A 19,063-nucleotide genomic window follows, 5' to 3' on the forward strand; every position below is an offset into this window, starting at 1 on the left:
ATTTAGATAACTATGAAAAATATAAAATTACTATTCAGCTTTCTATTAATGCTAGCTGTAACAATAAGTTGTAGTGTTCCGGAAGGAATTGATGGCGACACCAGTTTCTTGGCTAGTGCCTCCGATCCAGCAGCAGTGTCTGCTTTAGCGACAATTACTCAAAATAACTCTGGTAAAGTAACTTTAACTCCTCGTGGAGAAGGCGCTACTAAATTTGAAGTGTATTTTGGGGATGGAACTGCACAACCTGCAATAGTGAGCGCAGGTAGTTCAGCAGTTCATATTTACAGAGAAGGAGTTTATACTGTTAAAATTGTTGCAATTGGAATCACAGGTAAAAGAACTGAAAGTACACAACAAATTAATGTATCTTTTAGATCTCCTGAAAATTTAGTTGTAACTATTGAGAATGACAGAGCTATTTCTAAAAAAGTAACAGTTCGTGCTACAGCAGATTTTGCTTTGTTTTATGAAGTATATTTTGGAGATGTTCCGAATGAGGTTCCAGTTCAAGTAAATAATGGAGAAGCTACTTCTCATATTTATGCAAATGCAGGTACCTACACAATAAAAATTGTATCTAAAAGTGGTGCTGTCAGAACTACTAACTACCAAGAAGATTTTGTAGTTACTGCCATCATGGCTCCTACTACTGCAGCTCCAACACCTCCTAGTAGAATTGCTGGTGATGTAGTATCTATTTTTAGTGATGCTTATACTAATATTGGAGTTTCTGAATGGAATCCAGGTTGGGGACAATCAACAGTTTTGACTAATGTAACCATTGGATCAAATAACACTCTGAAATATGGTGCGCTTAATTATACTGGAATTGTTACGGATTATGGTAATGCAACTAATTTATCCAATATGACCTATGTGCATTTTGATTATTGGACACCAGATGCAACTACACTTGGCTTCAAAATTGTAAATACAAGTCAGCCGAATGGACCTACTAAAGAATCTCAAGTTGATTTGTCAACGGTTACTAGAATGAATTGGGTAAGTGTAGATATTCCTTTATCAGATTTTACAACTAACAAATCGGCGATCACTCAAATGTTATTCGCTTCATCGGGCGGTACTGTATTTATAGACAATTTATATTTTTATAAAAACCCTACACCAGCATCAGGTATCCAAGGAACTTGGAAATTAGCGCCAGAAGCGGGAGCTTTGAAAGTGGGAGATAGTTATGGTGCAGGAAATTGGTGGTCAAATTCAGTACAAGATGTAACAACAAGAGCTTGTTTGTTTGACGATACCTATGTTTTTGCTACTAATGGATCATTTAGTAATGTGTTAGGAAGTAGTACTTGGTTAGAAGCTTGGCAAGGAACTGCTAATGCCTGTGGAGCTCCTGTTGCACCTCATAATGGAGCATCAGCAACTTATACTTACAACTCTTCAACTAATAAAGTTACGATCAATGGTTCAGGAGCTTATTTAGGATTACCAAAGGCTAATAACAGCGGTGAATTGCCAAATGTTGCAGTTCCTAGTTCAATTGTGTATAACGTAGTTTTATCAAACGGGAATAATACAATGGAATTGGTTATTGAAGCAGGAAATGGAGTGTTTTGGTCTTTCAAACTTGTTAGAGTTTAATTTTAAAAAGGATATAAAATGAAAAATATAAAATATTTTATGCTAGTATTAATTGCAATTGGTTTTACCAGTTGTGAACAAGATACTTATGAATTTGGTGCTTTAACAAGTCCGTCTGAGCTTACAGTTGTTGCCGATGTTGTAGGTAAAACTACTGCAAATCCAAATGGTGATGGAACTGGTGTTGTAAATTTCACTATCACAGGAAAAAATGTATTGGCTACAAAAGTTGATTTTGACGCTGACGATGCTGTAGATTTAGTGGATGCTCCAAATGGAAAAATCACTAAAAAGTATTCTACCAATGGAACCAAAACGTACCAAATTACAATTGTAGCTTATGGTGCAGGAGGTGTAGCAACAACAGTTACAAAAGAAGTTACTGTTAAAGTTAGTTTTGCTCCAGCAGCCTCAATTGTTACGGCTTTAACTGGAGATTCAAACAAGACTTGGGTAGTAGATAAATCAGTTCCTGCGCATTTTGGTGTAGGTCCTGCTGATAATCCTGCACCAATCTGGTGGTCTGCTAATGTTAATGAAAAAGTAGCAACAGCTAATTGTTTCTACACTACTAGGTTTAAATTTACCAAACTAGGTGCTTTCAATTATACTTTGCAAGTAACTAATCCAGATGGTGCCTTTACAAAAACAGGTGCTTTCACGAGTTTGCCTGGAATACCTGCTTCTGGAGACGAAGGTTGCTATGCATACGGTGGAGGAACTTCAGCATTTAGTTTTGCAAGTGCATCTTCTGGTTTTGCAGCATCCACTCCTTCAACTCAAACCAGTATTGTATTATCTGGAGTAGATACTTATATCGGTGTAGCTTCTGTGCAAAAAGAATATGAAATTCTTTCTATCACACCAACAGCAATGCATTTACGTGTTTTAGGATACGGTCCTGAATCAGGAAATGCGTGGTATTTAAAATTAGTACCAGCACAATAGTATTAATCATTATAAACTCAGAATCATCATTGGTTCTGAGTTTATTCTTTATTACCAATAGATCTTAAAATGAAAAAACAATTTAATAATTTCACTAAATCTAAGCTTATGTTAAGTGTTTTCTTATCGGCGTTTATGTTTTTTTCATGTAGTGGCGATGCAGCTGATACAACTGGAGGTGAAGCGGTAGTAAAACCATCAAACTTAGTAGTTGTTGCAACTCCAGTGGGTGTTTCAACACAAAATCCAAATGGAGATGGTAGTGGAACGGTTAGTTTCACATTTAGTGCAACCAATGCAAAATCCTACAAGATTGCTCTTGGAGATGGTGAAACTAAAGAAACTACTACAGGATCCTTAACGTATACCTATAATGCTGGCGGAACAAATTCATATACCGTTTATGTATCTGCCTACAATGGCTCACAATTTATTAGCACTTCTGTTGCATTAACACTTTATGTTGCTCCAAAAGCAATTTGGGCAGACGAATTTGATGTTGATGGCGCGCCTGATGCAACCAAATGGGCTTACGATTTAGGTACTGGAGATTGGGGATGGGGTAATAATGAAGCACAATACTATACGAATCGTCCCGAGAATGTTAAGGTTTTAAACGGTAAGTTAATTATTACTCCTATTAAAGAGACCTATCAAGGAAGTAGTTATACATCCGCTCGAATTAAAACACAAGGTAAATTTTCTTTCAAATATGGTAAAGTAGAGATTAAAGCAAAATTACCATTAGGTGGTGGAACATGGCCTGCTTTATGGATGTTAGGAAATAATATTACAACAGCTAGTTGGCCTGCTTGTGGCGAAATTGATATCATGGAGCACGTAGGAAATACACCAAACAAAATTTATGGTACCCTACATTATCCCAATTTTTCAGGAGGTAATGCGGTTTCAAGAACCACTACAATTACAAATGCGTCTTCAGAGTTTCATATTTATACATTAGACTGGAGAGCCGACAGTATAAAATTTTATGTCGATGGCAACTTGTTCCATACGTTCACAAATAATTCATCATTACCATTTAATCAAAACTTTTTCTTGATTATTAATTGTGCAATGGGCGGTAATTTTGGCGGTGCAATTGCTCCTGGTTTTACATCATCTACTTTCGAAGTAGATTACATCAGAGTTTTCAATTAAAAAGGTTTGTTAACTTAGAGTTCTTCATAAAAAGCTTTTATTTGTAAGTTGGATAAAAGCTTTCTTGAAGAATTGATACCATTTCATTATGAAAACCGATAAACGTATTTGGATTTTAATTATTTTGATTCTAGGAAGTCTAAGCTACAGTCAAAATTTAAAACTGATGTCTTATAATATTCGGTTGGATGTTGCTTCTGATGGACAAAATGCCTGGCCTGTTCGAAAAGATTTTTTTGCCTCACAAATTCAATTCTACGAACCTGATATTATGGGGGTGCAAGAAGCAATGCCTAATCAAGTTCTAGATTTAGAGCAAATGCTTCCTCACTACAACCAAGTTGGTATAGGTAGAGAAGGCGAAGGTAAAGGAGAGTCTTCCAATATTTTTTATAAAAAAGAAAAGCTAAAAGTAATAACAACGAATACTTTTTGGTTATCTGAAACACCTGATGCAATATCTAAAGGTTGGGATGCTGCTTGTCATCGCGTATGTACATTTGCTCTTTTTCAGGATATAACTTCCAAAAGAAAATTTTGGATATTTAATACTCACTTAGATCATATTGGGGAGCAAGCAAGGGCTAATGGAATTAAACTAATACTTTCAAAAATTGAACAGTACAATACAGATCAGTATCCTATTGTGTTTATGGGTGACTTTAATTTGGAACCCAACGACAAATCAATTGTAGCTCTTAAAATGCAAATGAATGACGCGAGTGAAATTAGTTTGCAAAAACCATTTGGACCTAATGGAACCTTTAATAATTTTGAATTTGACAAACCAGTTACTAGAAGAATAGACTACATTTTTATTTCTAAAAATGCCAAATTTGAAGTAAAAAAGTATGCTGTCTTAACGGATTCAAAAAATTTTAGATACCCCTCAGATCATTTTCCAGTTTATGTGGAAATTAAATAATTTGATTTACTAATTTATTTATGTTTAAAAATATGATCCTATATTCTTTACTAAGTTTATCCATCAGCTTGTTTAGTTGTTCCTCATCTACTGATACAGTATTGCCTGAGGTATCTCCTAAAGTCCCTTCGGTACAAGTAAATGAAGTTGATTATTGGTTAACGAATGGAGCCAAAAATACTTTTCTACAAAAGCAAACTGGAATTTTGACATTTGGATCTACTTACAATGTATATCCAAGTATTGAAGTAGATGCCACACAAACCTATCAAACTATTGATGGCTTTGGTTTTACTTTGACAGGTGGAAGTGCGCAGAGTATTAACCTATTGAATACGCAAAAACGAAAAGATTTATTGCAAGAATTATTCGGAAAAAATGACAATTCGATTTCAATTAGCTATCTCCGAATTAGCATTGGAGCTTCTGATTTGAATGCGGCTCCATTTTCTTACAATGATTTAGCTGCAGGTCAAACAGATGTAAGCTTATCACAATTCAGTTTGAACCCCGATAAAAATGACCTGATTCCAATGTTAAAAGAAATTTTGGCAATCAATCCGCAAATGAAAATTATAGCTACACCTTGGTCACCACCTACCTGGATGAAAGATAATAATAGCTTTATTGGAGGAAGTCTAAAGCCAGAATTTTACCGAGTTTATGCAAATTATTTTGTAAAATATATTCAAAAAATGAAAGAGGAAGGCATTGCAATAACCGCAATTACTCCTCAAAATGAACCCTTACATCCAGGAAATAATCCGAGTATGTATATGACCGCTTTGCAACAAGCAGATTTTATTAAAAATTATTTAGGACCTGCTTTTGCCAATGCTAATTTGACTACCAAAATTATAATTTACGATCATAATTGCAATAAACCAGAATATCCCTTGGCAATATTAAATGATGTTGGCGCTAATCCCTATGTGGATGGTTCTGCATTTCATTTGTATGAAGGTGATATAAGTGCTATGTCTACCGTTCATAATGCTTACCCAAATAAGAACCTTTATTTTACCGAACAATATACGGGTACTTCAGGCACTTTTGATGGTGACCTAAAGTGGCATTTGAAAAATGTAATTATTGGTTCTATGCGCAACTGGAGCAAAGTGGCAATGGAATGGAATTTAGCTAACGATGCTAATTTTAGACCTTTTACCCCAGGCGGATGTTCTACTTGTAAAGGGGGTTTAACTATAAATGGTTCTGATAGTTTTGAGCGAAATGTTGGGTATTATATTATTGCTCATGCTTCTAAATTTGTTCCTGCGGGTTCGGTTCGTATTGCTTCAAATCAAACGCCCAATTTAAATACAGTGGCTTTTAAAACACCAACGGGAAAAACAGTTCTTATCATTGAAAATGATGGGTCTGCTAATGAATTATTTAACATAAAGTCAAATGGAAAATGGGTTACAACCGCTATTGATGCAGGTGCTGTTGCTACTTTTATTTGGTAAACTATTCAAATTTCAAACCATGTTAAAATACAGTATTTTAAGTATAATAATCATGTCCTTTTCAAGTTACGGGCAAGAGATACAAAAGTTATATTCTAAAGAAAAGTTAATCCAAGTATTTACTACAGCAGAAAATACAGATTTACGTTTGACCCCAACAAACAACCTAAATTTTATCCCTTCTCAACAACCTATTGAAAGCGAGATTTCAGTTTATGTAAATCCTACTCAATCCTTCCAAAATTTTATGGGAATTGGAGGCGCAATAACCGATGCAAGTGCCGAGGTTTTTGCAAAATTGAGTGCAGTTAAACAAGCGGAGTTGATCACAGCCTATTATGATAAAAAAAATGGGATAGGGTATTCTTTGTTGCGAACTTCTATTCATAGTTCTGATTTTGCAAGTGAAAGTTATACCTACATTCAAGAAGGAGATCAGGAATTGAAAACATTTTCAATAGATCATGACAAGAAATATCGAATTCCAATGATCAAACGTGCCATTCAATCTGCAGGTGGAAATTTGCTTTTGTATGCTTCCCCTTGGAGTCCTCCGTCCTTTATGAAAAGTAACAAAACCATGCTTAAAGGAGGAACCTTATTACCTGAATTTTATCAGGCTTGGGCAAATTATTATGCCAAGTTTGTAAAAGCCTACGAAAAAGAAGGCATGCCTATTTGGGGAATTACGATTCAAAATGAACCAATGGCTACTCAAACATGGGAATCCTGTTTGTTCACTGCTGATGCCGAAAGAAATTTTCTTAAAAATTATCTTGGACCAACAATGCAAAAAGAGGGTTTAAGTTCAAAAAAAATAGTAGTTTGGGATCACAATCGTGATTTAATGAATTATAGAGCTAATGTAATTTTTGATGATCCAGAAGCTTCTAAATACGCATGGGGAATGGGGTTTCATTGGTATGAAACATGGTCTGGTGGACAGCCCATGTTTGATAATGTTCGTAAAGTATATGAAGCTTATCCTTCTAAAAATTTATTGTTTACCGAAGGTTGTGTAGAACGTTTTGATGCCAAAAAATATCAATTTTGGGGGAATGCAGAACGTTACGGAACTTCGATGATTAATGATTTTAATAATGGAACCGTTGGGTGGACCGATTGGAATATTCTTTTGGACGAAAATGGAGGGCCCAATCATAAAGGGAATTTTTGTTTTGCACCCATACATGCGGATATGAAAACTGGGGAGTTAATTTATACTCCAAGTTATTATTATATCGGGCATTTTTCTAAATTTATACGCCCTGATGCCAAACGTATAAGTACAGCTTCAAGTAGAAGTAATTTGTTAAGTACTACATTTAAGAATCTCGATGGAAGTTTTGTGACAGTAGTTATGAATTCATCTTCAGACAAGATAAAATACAATTTGATTTTAGGCACTGAAAAAACAATAGTTGAAATACCGCCACACGCTATTCAAACGTTGGTTTATTAATTTATATTTAAAATAGAATACATGAAAAAAGTAAGTTTTATTGGGTTGTTATTTTTCTCCATATTAGGATTTTCTCAACAAAAAACAATTGATCAAAAAGTCGAAGCATTGTTAAAACAAATGACTTTGGAGGAAAAAATTGGTCAGTTAAATCAATACACTGGTAATAATCAGGCAACAGGTCCAATTACCATCAATCCCAATAAAGAAGCTGAAATCAAAAACGGTTTGATCGGTTCGATGTTGAATGTAATTGGTACAAAATATACGCGCCAATACCAAGAATTGGCCATGCAATCCCGATTAAAAATTCCGTTGTTGTTTGGGCAAGACGTCATTCATGGTTACAAAACTACGTTTCCAATTCCCTTAGCTGAAGCAGCTAGTTGGGATATGGATGCTATTGCTTTGGGTGCTCGAATTGCAGCCGTTGAGGCATCTGCAAGCGGGATTCATTGGACTTTTGCCCCTATGGTTGATATTGCTCGTGATCCTCGTTGGGGTCGTGTGATGGAAGGAGCAGGTGAGGATACCTATTTAGGGTCTAAAATTGCGGTTGCAAGAGTAAAAGGATTTCAAGGCAATCTAGGCGACGTGAATTCGGTGATGGCTTGTGTAAAACACTTTGTAGGGTATGGTGCTGCAGTTGGTGGCCGTGATTACAATTCGGTAGACATGAGTGATAGAATGTTGTGGGAAACGTATTTACCACCGTTCAAAGCGGCATTGGATGCTGGAGCTGCAACGTTTATGAATTCGTTCAACGATTTGAATGGGGTGCCAGCAACCGGAAATAAATTTTTACAACGTGACATTTTAAAAGGGAAATGGAATTTTCAAGGTTTTGTAGTTTCTGATTGGGGTTCTATTGGCGAAATGGTCAATCACGGAAATGTGAAAGACAACAAAGAAGCGGCTCAACTAGCTATAACAGCTGGAAGCGATATGGATATGGAAAGTAATGCCTACCGTTACAATTTGGGACAATTAGTTCAAGAAGGTAAAGTAGATATAGCTTTGATTGACGATGCTGTAAAGCGTATTTTAAGAAAGAAAATGGAATTGGGATTATTTGACGATCCTTACAAATATTCTAATCCAAAACGCGAAGCCAAAGAATTAAATAATCCGTTGCATCGAAAAATTGCACGTGATATGGCGGCTAAAAGTATTGTTTTATTGAAAAATGAAAAACAGCTTTTGCCTTTGTCAAAAGACTTGAAAAAGATTGCCTTTATTGGTCCTTTGGTAAAAGAACATAAAGAAAATATGGGATTTTGGGCAGTGGAATTGCCTGAGTTAGATTATAACAAACATGTAGTTTCCCAATGGGAAGGTTTACAAAATAAATTGGGTCAAAACACGCAATTATTATATGCTAAAGGATGTGAAATCGAAGGAAATAATAAAGATGGATTTGCTGAAGCGATTGCAGTTGCTAATCAAGCTGATGTGGTAATTGTGAGTATCGGTGAGAGAGGCAATATGAGTGGAGAAGCTAAAAGTAGAAGTAATATTCACATACCAGGCGTACAAGAAGAATTGGTACAAGCATTGCAAGCGACAGGAAAACCGGTGATTGTTTTGATTAATGCTGGACGCCCTCTTGTTTTTAATCAAACTGCAGATACGGCACCGGCTATTTTATATACTTGGTGGTTAGGAACTGAAGCTGGTAATGCTATTGCAGATGTGTTGTTTGGCGATTACAATCCGTCAGGAAAATTGCCAATGACTTTTCCACGTGAAGAAGGTCAGTTGCCCATTTATTACAACCATTTTAATACTGGAAGACCAGCACCTAATGAAACGGCTTTCAACTATGTTTCGGCCTACACTGATTTGAAAAATAGCCCAAAATTTGCATTTGGACACGGTTTGAGTTATACCACGTTTACCTATGCCGATTTGAAATTATCAAAAAACAAAATAAGCGATTCGGATACTATTGAAGTTAGTTTTCAATTAACTAATTCGGGAAAATTTGCAGGAAATGAAGTAGTGCAATTGTATCTAAGAGACAAAGTAGGTTCAGTAGTTCGTCCCATTATTGAATTAAAAGATTTTCAAAAAATCTATTTGAATGCTGGCGAAACAAAAACAATTCAATTTACTATTGACAAAGAAAAATTAGCATTCTACAACGAGCAATTAGAATGGAATACAGAAGCAGGCGATTTTGATGTAATGATTGGAACCTCTTCATCAGATATTCGTTTAAAAACAACATTTGAATTGGTTAAATAAACTAAAATTCAAAACAACTATAAAGTAGAGTAGATTGTAGTGTAATAAGGGATGCTAATTTGTTTTAGTATCCCTTATTTTTTTGGTTCGTTATAAATTTTGACCGTTTCGGTATATATAGTATATTCGTTGCACCCAAAAACGGCAACAATTCTAAAATCAAATTCATGTTAAAAGAAGTTATCGCAAACCAAAAAAATTACCAACCGGGTTTATCTACGGATTGTGTTATTTTTGGATTTCATGACAATCAATTAAAAGTATTGTTAATCAAAACCAAATTCAGTGAAGATTGGGCTTTGCCAGGAGGTTTTGTTCTTTTAGATGAAGGGATTGATGAGGCTGCAGTTCATGTATTAAAGGGACGGACAGGATTAGAAGGGATTTTTCTTAGACAATTCGCTACTTTTGGTCAAGCTAACAGAAATTCTATTGAGAAGAGTCAACAAGTATTGGATTTTTATGGAATTTCATCGGAGGAAGGACAATGGTTTTTAAACCGTTTTGTAACTATAGGTTATTATGCTTTAGTTGATTTTTTGAAAGCCGTTCCGCAACCTGAAGGGAAAAATGAAATTGTAGAATGGATTGATTGTAATGCGGTTCCTAGTTTAATTGTAGACCTCAAAGAAATTTTTGATAAAGCACTTGAAACACTTCGAATGGAATTGAATCAAGTTCCTGTGGGCTATAATTTATTACCAGAAAAATTCACGATTCCTGAATTACAAAAATTATACGAAACCATTTTAGGCAGACAACTCGACCGCCGCAACTTTCTACGTAAAATAACTTCCATTGGGATTTTGACGAAATTGGATGAAAAGAAAAGTAATGTCGCTCACAAAGCGCCTAACTTGTATTCTTTTGATAAAGATCGATACGAAGAAGTCTTGAAAATTGGTTTGCACCAAGGTTGGTAAAATCCATCGATAAATAAAAAAGGGTTGTCTCAATTGACAACCCTTTTTTATTTATAATGTTTTCAATTCTCCGGAATCAGTATACTGAATCGAAAATTCATGTGTGGTCAGATTGGCTTTCAATTGCGCCATATCGTCTTCGTTTTTCCAAATAAGGTGCAATTCATTGTCAGCAGCGTCTCCAAATTCTAAACTTCCTGAGAAGGCTTTTGAGGTATTGCGTAGACGAAGTAAATCCAATTGTTTGAGAACAACTTCTCTTTTCAATCCTGCATGAATAGCTTCGGTACTTAAGGTAGTTCGGTTGATTTCTTTGTGACCGTCTTTTCCTGCTTTTTCTACTCCTGCATAATCATTGGCACCCGCAAAAATATCCAAATACCAAATTTGAGGAATTCCCGGCATAAAGAGTTGGATGGCTCTAGCTAAGGCTAATTTTTGTTCGCTTTCTCCAAGCGCACTAAAGTAAGTCGCATTCACTTGGTAATACGATATTTTTTTACCGTCGGCACCGTATAGATTCTTCACCAAACCACCTCGTTCAATGATGAGGTTCATCAAGTCTTCGATTTCGTTATCTTCCAACAATCCTTTTTGGTACACACCATTCACTTCTTTTCCTTTCAAATCCAAAACAGGAATTCCATCGTGGCAACCTAACATGTTGACTGTTTTCAAGCCTTTGGTGATAATGTCATTCGCCCAAGTCAAAAGTGCTTTGTTGCTTCCTTTTTCAATCGCGTGAATACACAATCCAGGCAAGAAGAAATCGTAAATAGCATAACCTTCTTTGGCTACTTCCTCGTGCAAATGCAAACCGTATTCGGCGTGAATTTCGGGTAATAATTGCAAATTATTTCGTTGGGCAATTTCGTTAATTCGAGCCAAATAATCCCAAGTACCCGGTTTGTTGAAGAAATTACTTTCGCCAATGGCTTTGTGCAAATACGCAAAAGCATCCAAACGTAAAATTTGTCCGCCGTAACTCGCCACTTTAGCCAAAACGTCTTCATAAAATTCCCAAACCAAAGGCGAATTGGCATTCACATCCATTTGGCCTAAATACTCCCGCTTGCTGTTTACAATTTTCAGTACTTCAGCCGTTAGTTCTTTGTCATGACCTAAATCAATAGTTTGAATATCAATATTTTCGTCAATAGCATTATTTATTTTTTCGCAAATAGTATCGGCTTCTTCTGCTGAAATGCTAGTTAGAGATTGTAAGTCGGCAACACTGATTTTTTGAAAGCTAACTTTTTGATAAAAAGTGTTCCAATAGGGTCTTTCTTGTCCGTCAGGAAATACGATATTTAAAATGGGCAAACCTGATTTTCGCATGAACAGTTTGTCCAAATATTCTTTATTTGGAACTATAATTCCATCTTCTCCAAGCGTTCCGTTGCCTTTCCAGAATTCATTCCAGTCAATAAAAAAATCTTTGAATTTGGATTGATCTCCGTGAGCAATCAAATCTTTAAATTGAGGAGAAGCAACGGATAAGTGATTCAATACAATGTCAAATTTCAACTGAATATTCAAAGCTTTCAAGGCTTCGATGTCTTGTTTGGAAACTAATTCTTCATTAATGTTATAGTCAACAATAGAAAAGCCTCGGTCTAAATCACTATTAAAAAAAGTAGGCAATACATAAAAAAGAGAGAAAGTATCCTTGAATTCTGGTAGTTGCAACATGCTAACGATATCCTTTAATTGAGATCCAATACTATCTGGATACGCGTTCAACATAACGCCGTTAGAAATGCTTTTTGTAGTTGTAATTGATGACATTGTGTAGTTGTAGATTGTAGTCGGTTTAATTTTTGCCAAAGTTACTAATAAAATTCACGAACTAAAAGAAGGTATTTTACTTTGTATAGAATAGGAATAAGAAACATAAAAAAACTCCTTAATTTCTTAAGGAGTTTTTCGGTGGGCGATATTGATCTTAAATCGAATCAAGTAATTGATTTTATTTCAAGAAAATCCGACATATTTAGAATTTAAAATCCCCATCCCAACATATAAAACGGGCGAGATTAAGAACTCTTGCATGGACTGCGCCACATCTTTAGTGGAGTTGGATACCATTCCAAAAGTCCAATCGTACAATCCAATAGAAGTAATGGTAACTAATAGGGATATATGAATACAATGCCACAGCATTCTCATCCATTTTTGCTGGAGTGTACCTAAATGAAAAGATCCAATAAGGTATACAAGAATAGTAGTGCTAAATTTTATAATATGGCGCATTCTCCTAGGAATTGTTACCGCATTTTCAGAATCGGCAAAAAAGATGTAATAGGCAGAGTAAACCAATACTATGATAAATAATCCCATTATAAAACGGCGACGTTCTGAATTATATAACGACATTCTTGATTTTTATATTTTTTGTAAATAGCATCCAAAGCATAAAAATGATACCATATAGTGTGATTTTAAAAACATAATGATGAGCAAATTGAAACAAATCATAATCATAAAATCTCTTTAAAAATACCAATCCACCACATCGTACAATATTGGCTAAATCAATTATTGCAACACCAGATAAAATAAAAACAATTTTTTTGTAAATCGTTGAAGGAAAACACAAAATAAATCCTATGAATAATATGATTAATTCCAGCCCGTTACAAGGATCTGCTATCAATAAAATATCCTTTCCATGATGTCGTACTTGTGAAACTTTACTAAACTGCATTTGACCCTCAAATATTGATTGTTTCTCAATTGCAGTAGCGCTAAAACCATCTAAAGGAGTACAGTGGTTGAGAAACCAAGCCGTACTTATACCAATATGATTTGTTAATGGTTTGTCAAGAATTCGGTGTTCGTATAAAAAAACTAAATAGACTATCTTCCAAACAGCAAAAACAATAAGAGCATTTCTAAGAAATGCTCTTATTGTTGGCGGGGTTTCATTTATAAAAGAATGATAATATTGTAAAATACGATTCTTCATATTAATATCTAAAACCAAAATTTTGTACCAAGCACTTATTTTTGATTTTTTCTTTCATTTAGTTTTTTTGCTCCATAAATTGCACCTCCTACTAAAAGAGCTGTAATTCCTCCATCTACTGGCACTCCATTTCCTGGATCATTTCCTGGATTTGAAGGTGCTTGTAGTCGAATAGGGAACATATTACCAGAGAATGCCTCTAAACTACAAAAAAATAAAAGTGCTACAAATATTGTTTTAATAACTGTTTTCATATCGTCAATTTATTGTTCTATTAATAATTTTACTGAATAATTTTTGTTTTGTTCGTCAACTAATTTTAAAATATAAATACCATTTTGAAGTATAATATTAGGAGTTAACGTTTTATTTAAAGTATTCGTTAAGTTAATTTTCCCATGATCTACAACTTGTCCTAAAGTGTTCAAGATAGCATATCTATAATTTCCAAAAGGGATGTTTTCAAAATGAATCTGGTAACTTGATCCAGTCAACGGATTTGGAAAAACAGTAATATCGTTTGAAGCGATTGTATCAATTGACAATGGCGCACCAAAAACAATTTTGAAGCGATCCGTAGCATTTTGAGTTGCCGAAGGAACAAAGTTGTATTCTGTTATTGTTCCATTCAATGTAATAGGGACCGTTGTATTAGTAACTAAATCTACCAAATTGACTGACAAACCAAGAGTAGAAAAATCTTCAGTTTGGATGGCTAATTTGTATTCTGATCCTGTATCAATATCACCTAAACGTAATTGTAATGCCTCTTGAGGCGTTGGTAATGCTCTATGTTCTGCCATTAATGAAATGCCGTTATTTTGAATAGTAATGTTGTTATTTGGATTGAACATTTTAACAGCATCTTTTGCATCAATAGCATTGGAAGCATTGGCATCGAATAACGCCATAACTGCATCAAATGGTTTCCATTTATTTTCAAGTTGTTTCAACAAGTTCACTCGAAGTAGGACAGATGGAGCTTGAAGTGATTTAGTTGGCGCTTTTGACTTGTCGAATAAACCATTATCTACCGTCGTCGATTTGTGGCTTTCATTGATAATAAAATTAGATGTTGTATTTGGTTTTACAAAGAAAGCTTGACCACTTTGGATCGGTTGATTTGAAGAATAACTTCCCGAAGTATTACTATATGCAGAACCTGAATAAACAACATAAGCACCAAGAGATCCTAATTCTGGATCCCAAACCCAAATATTACTAAAGTTTGCATTGTCTGTTAAAATTGCACTTGGGCTAATTGGACTCGCATAAGGATTTCCAATAAATTTGTATTCACTTGCCGAAAGGCTAGAATAAGTTTGTGTGCCCGTAATTAATTCTCCCTTTGCTTTTAAAGTGGTAGCTGTAGCACCTGAAGTGATATTTGAACTTCCAAACGGACCCGTAATAAAGGCCATGAAGGCATTGTTTATGGTAGACGAAAATAAGGTTCCGCTTGCAATTGGCATCGAAACGCCACTCCAAGTATCATTGGCATTATAAGTTAATAGGTTATAATTCTGCGCCATTTGAATACCCCAACTGGTTGTAGGTCCGAATACCAACATTCCTGTAGCATCTGAAACTCCCGATTGGTTGTTGTTCATCCATGACGAATAAACAGAAGAATAATTCCATCCTTTTAAAGGGGCAGTGATGGCTCGCCAAGCTCTTTTGGCTGGGATATATCTTTCGATAGTTACATTGGTTGCTCCAGTCAATGTTCCAGTAATTTGACCTAAAGTTGCGGTTCCCGCACTAGTGGATTTAAAGGTAACTGGTTTTCCTCCAAAATCAGCATAACCAGCTATCGTTAACCTTGAAGTAGGATTAATAGTTAAAGTCCCTGTACCGGATAGCGTTAGTTTTTGACCTGTAGCTAGGGTAAAGTTGGTATCTAATTCGGTACTATTGGATGCATTCGAATCAATAACTATGTTATCGGTTGAAGTAGGAACAGCTCCAGTAGACCAGTTTCCTCCTGTGTTCCACGAACTACTTACAGCACCTGTCCATGTTGCAGTTGCATTTGCTTTTTCTGAAAAAGAAGTAGTCGAAGTACTGTATACCGGTGCATTAAAACAATTGGTTGAGATTGCTGAGAATACCCAATAGTAGTATGTCGTATTTGCAGTTAGTCCGCTAGACGTCCAAGATCCTGCTATAGTATTGACATATTCTATAAAACCGATTGAATTACTTCCTACTGTATAAGTAGTTCCGTTAACAGGCACTGGTTGTGTATTTGTAGTTGTTCTTACAACCAAATAACTATCAGGTGCATTTGAAGCAGCAGCTGTGAATTCTGCTGAAATAGAGTTTATGGTTGTAGCGGTTGCCAATGCGGTTGCTGCTAAACTTGTAGGAGGATTACATTCAAGACTAATAGGTCCTTGAACTAAAGAGGCACTACTTGAACATGAGGCTGCACCATTTGCAGATACTCTATAATAATAGGTTCCTGTATTAGATAAACCGGAAACAGCATAGGAATTTGTGTTAGCAGTAAATGGGGATCCAGTTACATAAGTATTCAATCCAGAGTCTGAAAATACTTCTAGTGTATAATTTATAGCTCCTGAAACAGTACTCCAATTAGCTGTAAATCCTGTATTTGTAATAGAAGATACTGAACTTAACGAAGGTGAAGTAACACACGTTTTAAAGGTTCCGAATAATGGGTTAACTAAATTATATTCTTTGGTACAAATTTGCGTGGTGTTGAACGCATACGTGTAAAAGTCGTATTCAGTATTTGGAGTAAGATTATTAATCTCCCAGAAATTAAATGAACCAGAGTAGGCAACAGTTCCTGAACCTATAGTATCACCTATAGTGTAACTTGTACCACTAACTGGAGCGGTTGGTGTTGCTCCGTGTGCATAAACTACTGTCAAATAACCAGTAGAAGCAATTGTTGTGGGTTGGTATGAGAAAATAATTGCTGTAGATCGATATGTTGAATCAAACCCAAACTGATAATTTGTAGGTTGTGTGAGAGGGGTACAAAGTAAGGTTACTGACCCTGAACTTGACAAACCACTGTCACAACTATTAGGTCCAATGGCTTTGACTTTAAAGTAATAGGTAGTGGATGGAGATAGGCCAGTAGCTGAATACGAGTTTGTATTTGAAGTAAATGGAGAACCACTTAGTTGTTGTGTGAAATTTGAATTGGTATAAATATGTATACTATAGGAGGTGGCTCCTGAAACGGCATTCCAGTTTGCAGTAAAACCAGTATTGGTTATCGCTGATGAAGTGCTCAATGTAGGTACAACCACACAGGTTTTATAAGAACCTGATAAAGGGGAAGATGCCTTATAAATCATTGTACATCCCGAAGAAGAGTTGTACGCATAAGTATAAAAATCATATTCTGTATTTGCACTTAAACCGGTTGCTGTCCCTGAGGTATTTGTGCCTGCATACACTACTGTTCCAGTACCTAAACTACTTCCAATAGTATAGGTTGTTCCATCAGTGGGAGCTGTAGGCGTTGCACCATGGGCATAACGCACTACTACATAGCCTGTCGCAGCTGGTACCGCCGCTTGAAATGAAAAAGTAATCTTACTCGCAGGTGCTGAAGTATCGGTACCAAATACATAAGACGTAGCTTGTGCACTTGGAGTACAAACAGTAGCTGCTGTAATTACATTAGAGTTAGCTGAAGTAGTTGTTGATGTTACAGCTCTAACTCTATAATAATAAGTAACGGGTGCATCCAATCCGGTCACTTCTTTTGAGGTTCCCGAAACTGTTAAATTATCAAAACCACTCACTAAGGTTTGATCTTCACTTCCTTTAAGTTGAATATCATCAATATAATTTTCTCCAGACTGCTGGATAGAACCTCCATTAACAGCAGTGTCTGATGTTAGCAGCAATCTTAAAGAAACATAAGATTTATTACTTAATACATCAGGCAGTTGCAAATCATTAATTGCACCAGTGGTAAAATCAGTTCCACATATAATCGAACCACCTGGCACATCAATCCAGTTTTCTGCGCCATCATAGGTTAAAGTATATTGTAGTTTAAAATTTTTTGGGCCATCTAATGTAGACTTTTGCTTGGAAGAAAATTTAATATTATATTGATTTAATGTGTTAAATGTAATTCTATAATACATTGTGCCACTTACAGACCAAAATGTAGTTCCTATAACTCCAGGAGATGAAAAAGTCGCTGGACCATTAGTTTCTATTGATTTATACTGGTTATTTGAATTACTTAATGAATTGTTATTAAGATGTACGGGAGAACCTTCAAAATCAAAAGTTAAAAATGGAGCTTCAGCCCTGTAATTGGAAAAAACAGTTGAGGAAGTAGAAACATCTAATTTGTAGCCTGTAGCATAACTAACTGCGTTCCAATTTGCTTTGAACCCTTTATTATTGATTAAAGTTGCCGAAGTTGCTGTAGGAGTGTCAATATTTGTGGTGTAAAAATTATACTCGCTTGAATAATAAGTCCCGGCACTCGTGGTAGCAAATGTTCTAAGATAATAATGAGTTCTTATCGCCAAATTATTTAATTCTATTTGGAAACTACCTATCCCAGATCCAGAAGTAATCACATTATCAGATAAAGTAGGATTTGGCGATGTCCCATATACTACTCCTCTTGAAATAATTGAATTGGTTCCTGCGCTTAATATAGTGTTGGAAGAAGTTGCGCTAGTTTGAGTTATAGATTGTAAACCGACGCCTGGAGTTTGTATATTTGGAGGAGTAATAACTTGAACTATTGAAACATTATCTATTGCAAGGGGTGGGTTATTAACCGTAGAAAAATCGTAGTGCCATAAAAATTTAATTTTGATTATATGGCCTCTATAGTCAAATAAATTAATTGTTTTGTTTGTGAACGTTGATGAATTGTACAATTCAAATTGAGAACAAACTAGAGTTTGTACACCACCAGATTCTATATATACTTCACCGTAATCAGCTCCCCATTCACCGTTACATTTCCAATCAAATTTCAATTCTGAATTTTCAACATTAGTTAAATCGACATCAAAACTAGCGTATAGAAATTCCTCTCCTGAAACTGAGAGGGTATTTGAATAGGTATTAGAGGAACCATTATCATCAGAAATATACAATCCTTTCGAACCGCCATTTTTTGCAGCCGTTCCAACTACCCATTTGTTTGGCGAACTCGATTCTAAAGTCCACTCCGAAGTGCTTCCTTCAAAATTTTGAGAATAAGGCAAGCTTACTTGCGCCAAGTTTTGTTGTGGTATTATTGCCAAAAATAGCAATAAAATTAAGGCCTTAGGAAAGGAAATTAATTGTTTCATAATTATAATATTGTACAGAAAAAAATGTTGGATC

The 19,063-nt window shown here is 35.4% G+C and carries 13 protein-coding genes; 8 read left to right on the plus strand and 5 right to left on the minus strand.

Features of this window, described 5'->3' with window-relative positions:
- Window positions 1-12: 12 nt before the first annotated feature.
- The 8 genes from LPC21_RS04675 (at window position 13) to LPC21_RS04710 (ending at window position 10,746) form a co-directional block, all read left to right on the plus strand.
- Window positions 13-1,611: a PKD domain protein gene (locus LPC21_RS04675; protein ID WP_229318384.1), complete on the plus strand. Its 1,599-nt coding sequence runs from the start codon at window positions 13-15 to the stop codon at window positions 1,609-1,611.
- A gap of 18 nt (window positions 1,612-1,629) precedes the next feature.
- Window positions 1,630-2,559: a hypothetical protein gene (locus LPC21_RS04680; RefSeq protein WP_229318386.1), complete on the plus strand. Its 930-nt coding sequence runs from the start codon at window positions 1,630-1,632 to the stop codon at window positions 2,557-2,559.
- A 69-nt stretch (window positions 2,560-2,628) separates the two neighbouring features.
- A complete protein-coding gene (locus LPC21_RS04685; protein ID WP_229318387.1) occupies window positions 2,629-3,720 on the plus strand; it encodes a glycoside hydrolase family 16 protein in 1,092 nt (363 codons plus the stop codon).
- Between the two features lie 88 nt (window positions 3,721-3,808).
- Window positions 3,809-4,645 carry an endonuclease/exonuclease/phosphatase family protein gene (locus LPC21_RS04690; RefSeq protein WP_229318389.1) on the plus strand — a complete coding sequence of 279 codons (837 nt, stop codon included), beginning with the start codon at window positions 3,809-3,811 and terminating at the stop codon, window positions 4,643-4,645.
- 32 nt (window positions 4,646-4,677) lie between these two features.
- Window positions 4,678-6,114: a glycoside hydrolase family 30 protein gene (locus LPC21_RS04695; RefSeq protein ID WP_229318391.1), complete on the plus strand. Its 1,437-nt coding sequence runs from the start codon at window positions 4,678-4,680 to the stop codon at window positions 6,112-6,114.
- 52 nt (window positions 6,115-6,166) lie between these two features.
- Entirely contained in the window at window positions 6,167-7,576 is a 1,410-nt protein-coding gene (locus LPC21_RS04700; protein ID WP_229318550.1) for a glycoside hydrolase family 30 protein, read from the plus strand.
- Window positions 7,577-7,597: 21 nt separating this feature from the next.
- The gene (locus tag LPC21_RS04705) at window positions 7,598-9,823 is read left to right on the plus strand and encodes a glycoside hydrolase family 3 N-terminal domain-containing protein (RefSeq protein WP_229318393.1); all 2,226 of its coding nucleotides are present in this window, start codon (window positions 7,598-7,600) and stop codon (window positions 9,821-9,823) included.
- A 167-nt stretch (window positions 9,824-9,990) separates the two neighbouring features.
- Window positions 9,991-10,746 (plus strand): NrtR DNA-binding winged helix domain-containing protein, encoded by a 756-nt coding sequence (locus tag LPC21_RS04710; RefSeq protein WP_229318395.1) that lies wholly within the window; start codon window positions 9,991-9,993, stop codon window positions 10,744-10,746.
- 51 nt (window positions 10,747-10,797) lie between these two features.
- Here the strand turns inward: LPC21_RS04710 and LPC21_RS04715 are convergent, their stop codons facing one another.
- From LPC21_RS04715 to LPC21_RS04735, 5 genes are all read right to left on the minus strand, one after another.
- Entirely contained in the window at window positions 10,798-12,534 is a 1,737-nt protein-coding gene (locus LPC21_RS04715) for an alpha-amylase family protein (RefSeq protein ID WP_229318397.1), read from the minus strand.
- Window positions 12,535-12,720: 186 nt separating this feature from the next.
- Window positions 12,721-13,122 (minus strand): hypothetical protein, encoded by a 402-nt coding sequence (locus LPC21_RS04720; protein WP_229318399.1) that lies wholly within the window; start codon window positions 13,120-13,122, stop codon window positions 12,721-12,723.
- A complete protein-coding gene (locus LPC21_RS04725) occupies window positions 13,109-13,732 on the minus strand; it encodes an exosortase/archaeosortase family protein (protein ID WP_229318401.1) in 624 nt (207 codons plus the stop codon). The genes LPC21_RS04720 and LPC21_RS04725 overlap by 14 nt, the downstream gene beginning before the upstream one ends.
- A 17-nt stretch (window positions 13,733-13,749) precedes the next feature.
- A complete protein-coding gene (locus LPC21_RS04730; RefSeq protein WP_229318403.1) occupies window positions 13,750-13,968 on the minus strand; it encodes a PID-CTERM protein-sorting domain-containing protein in 219 nt (72 codons plus the stop codon).
- 9 nt (window positions 13,969-13,977) lie between these two features.
- Window positions 13,978-19,029, minus strand: a complete 5,052-nt coding sequence (locus LPC21_RS04735) for a T9SS type A sorting domain-containing protein (RefSeq protein ID WP_229318405.1) — start codon at window positions 19,027-19,029, stop codon at window positions 13,978-13,980.
- Window positions 19,030-19,063: the final 34 nt, after the last annotated feature.

It is taken from the genome of Flavobacterium ammoniigenes (assembly GCF_020886055.1).
GTDB classification, from domain to species: domain Bacteria; phylum Bacteroidota; class Bacteroidia; order Flavobacteriales; family Flavobacteriaceae; genus Flavobacterium; species Flavobacterium ammoniigenes.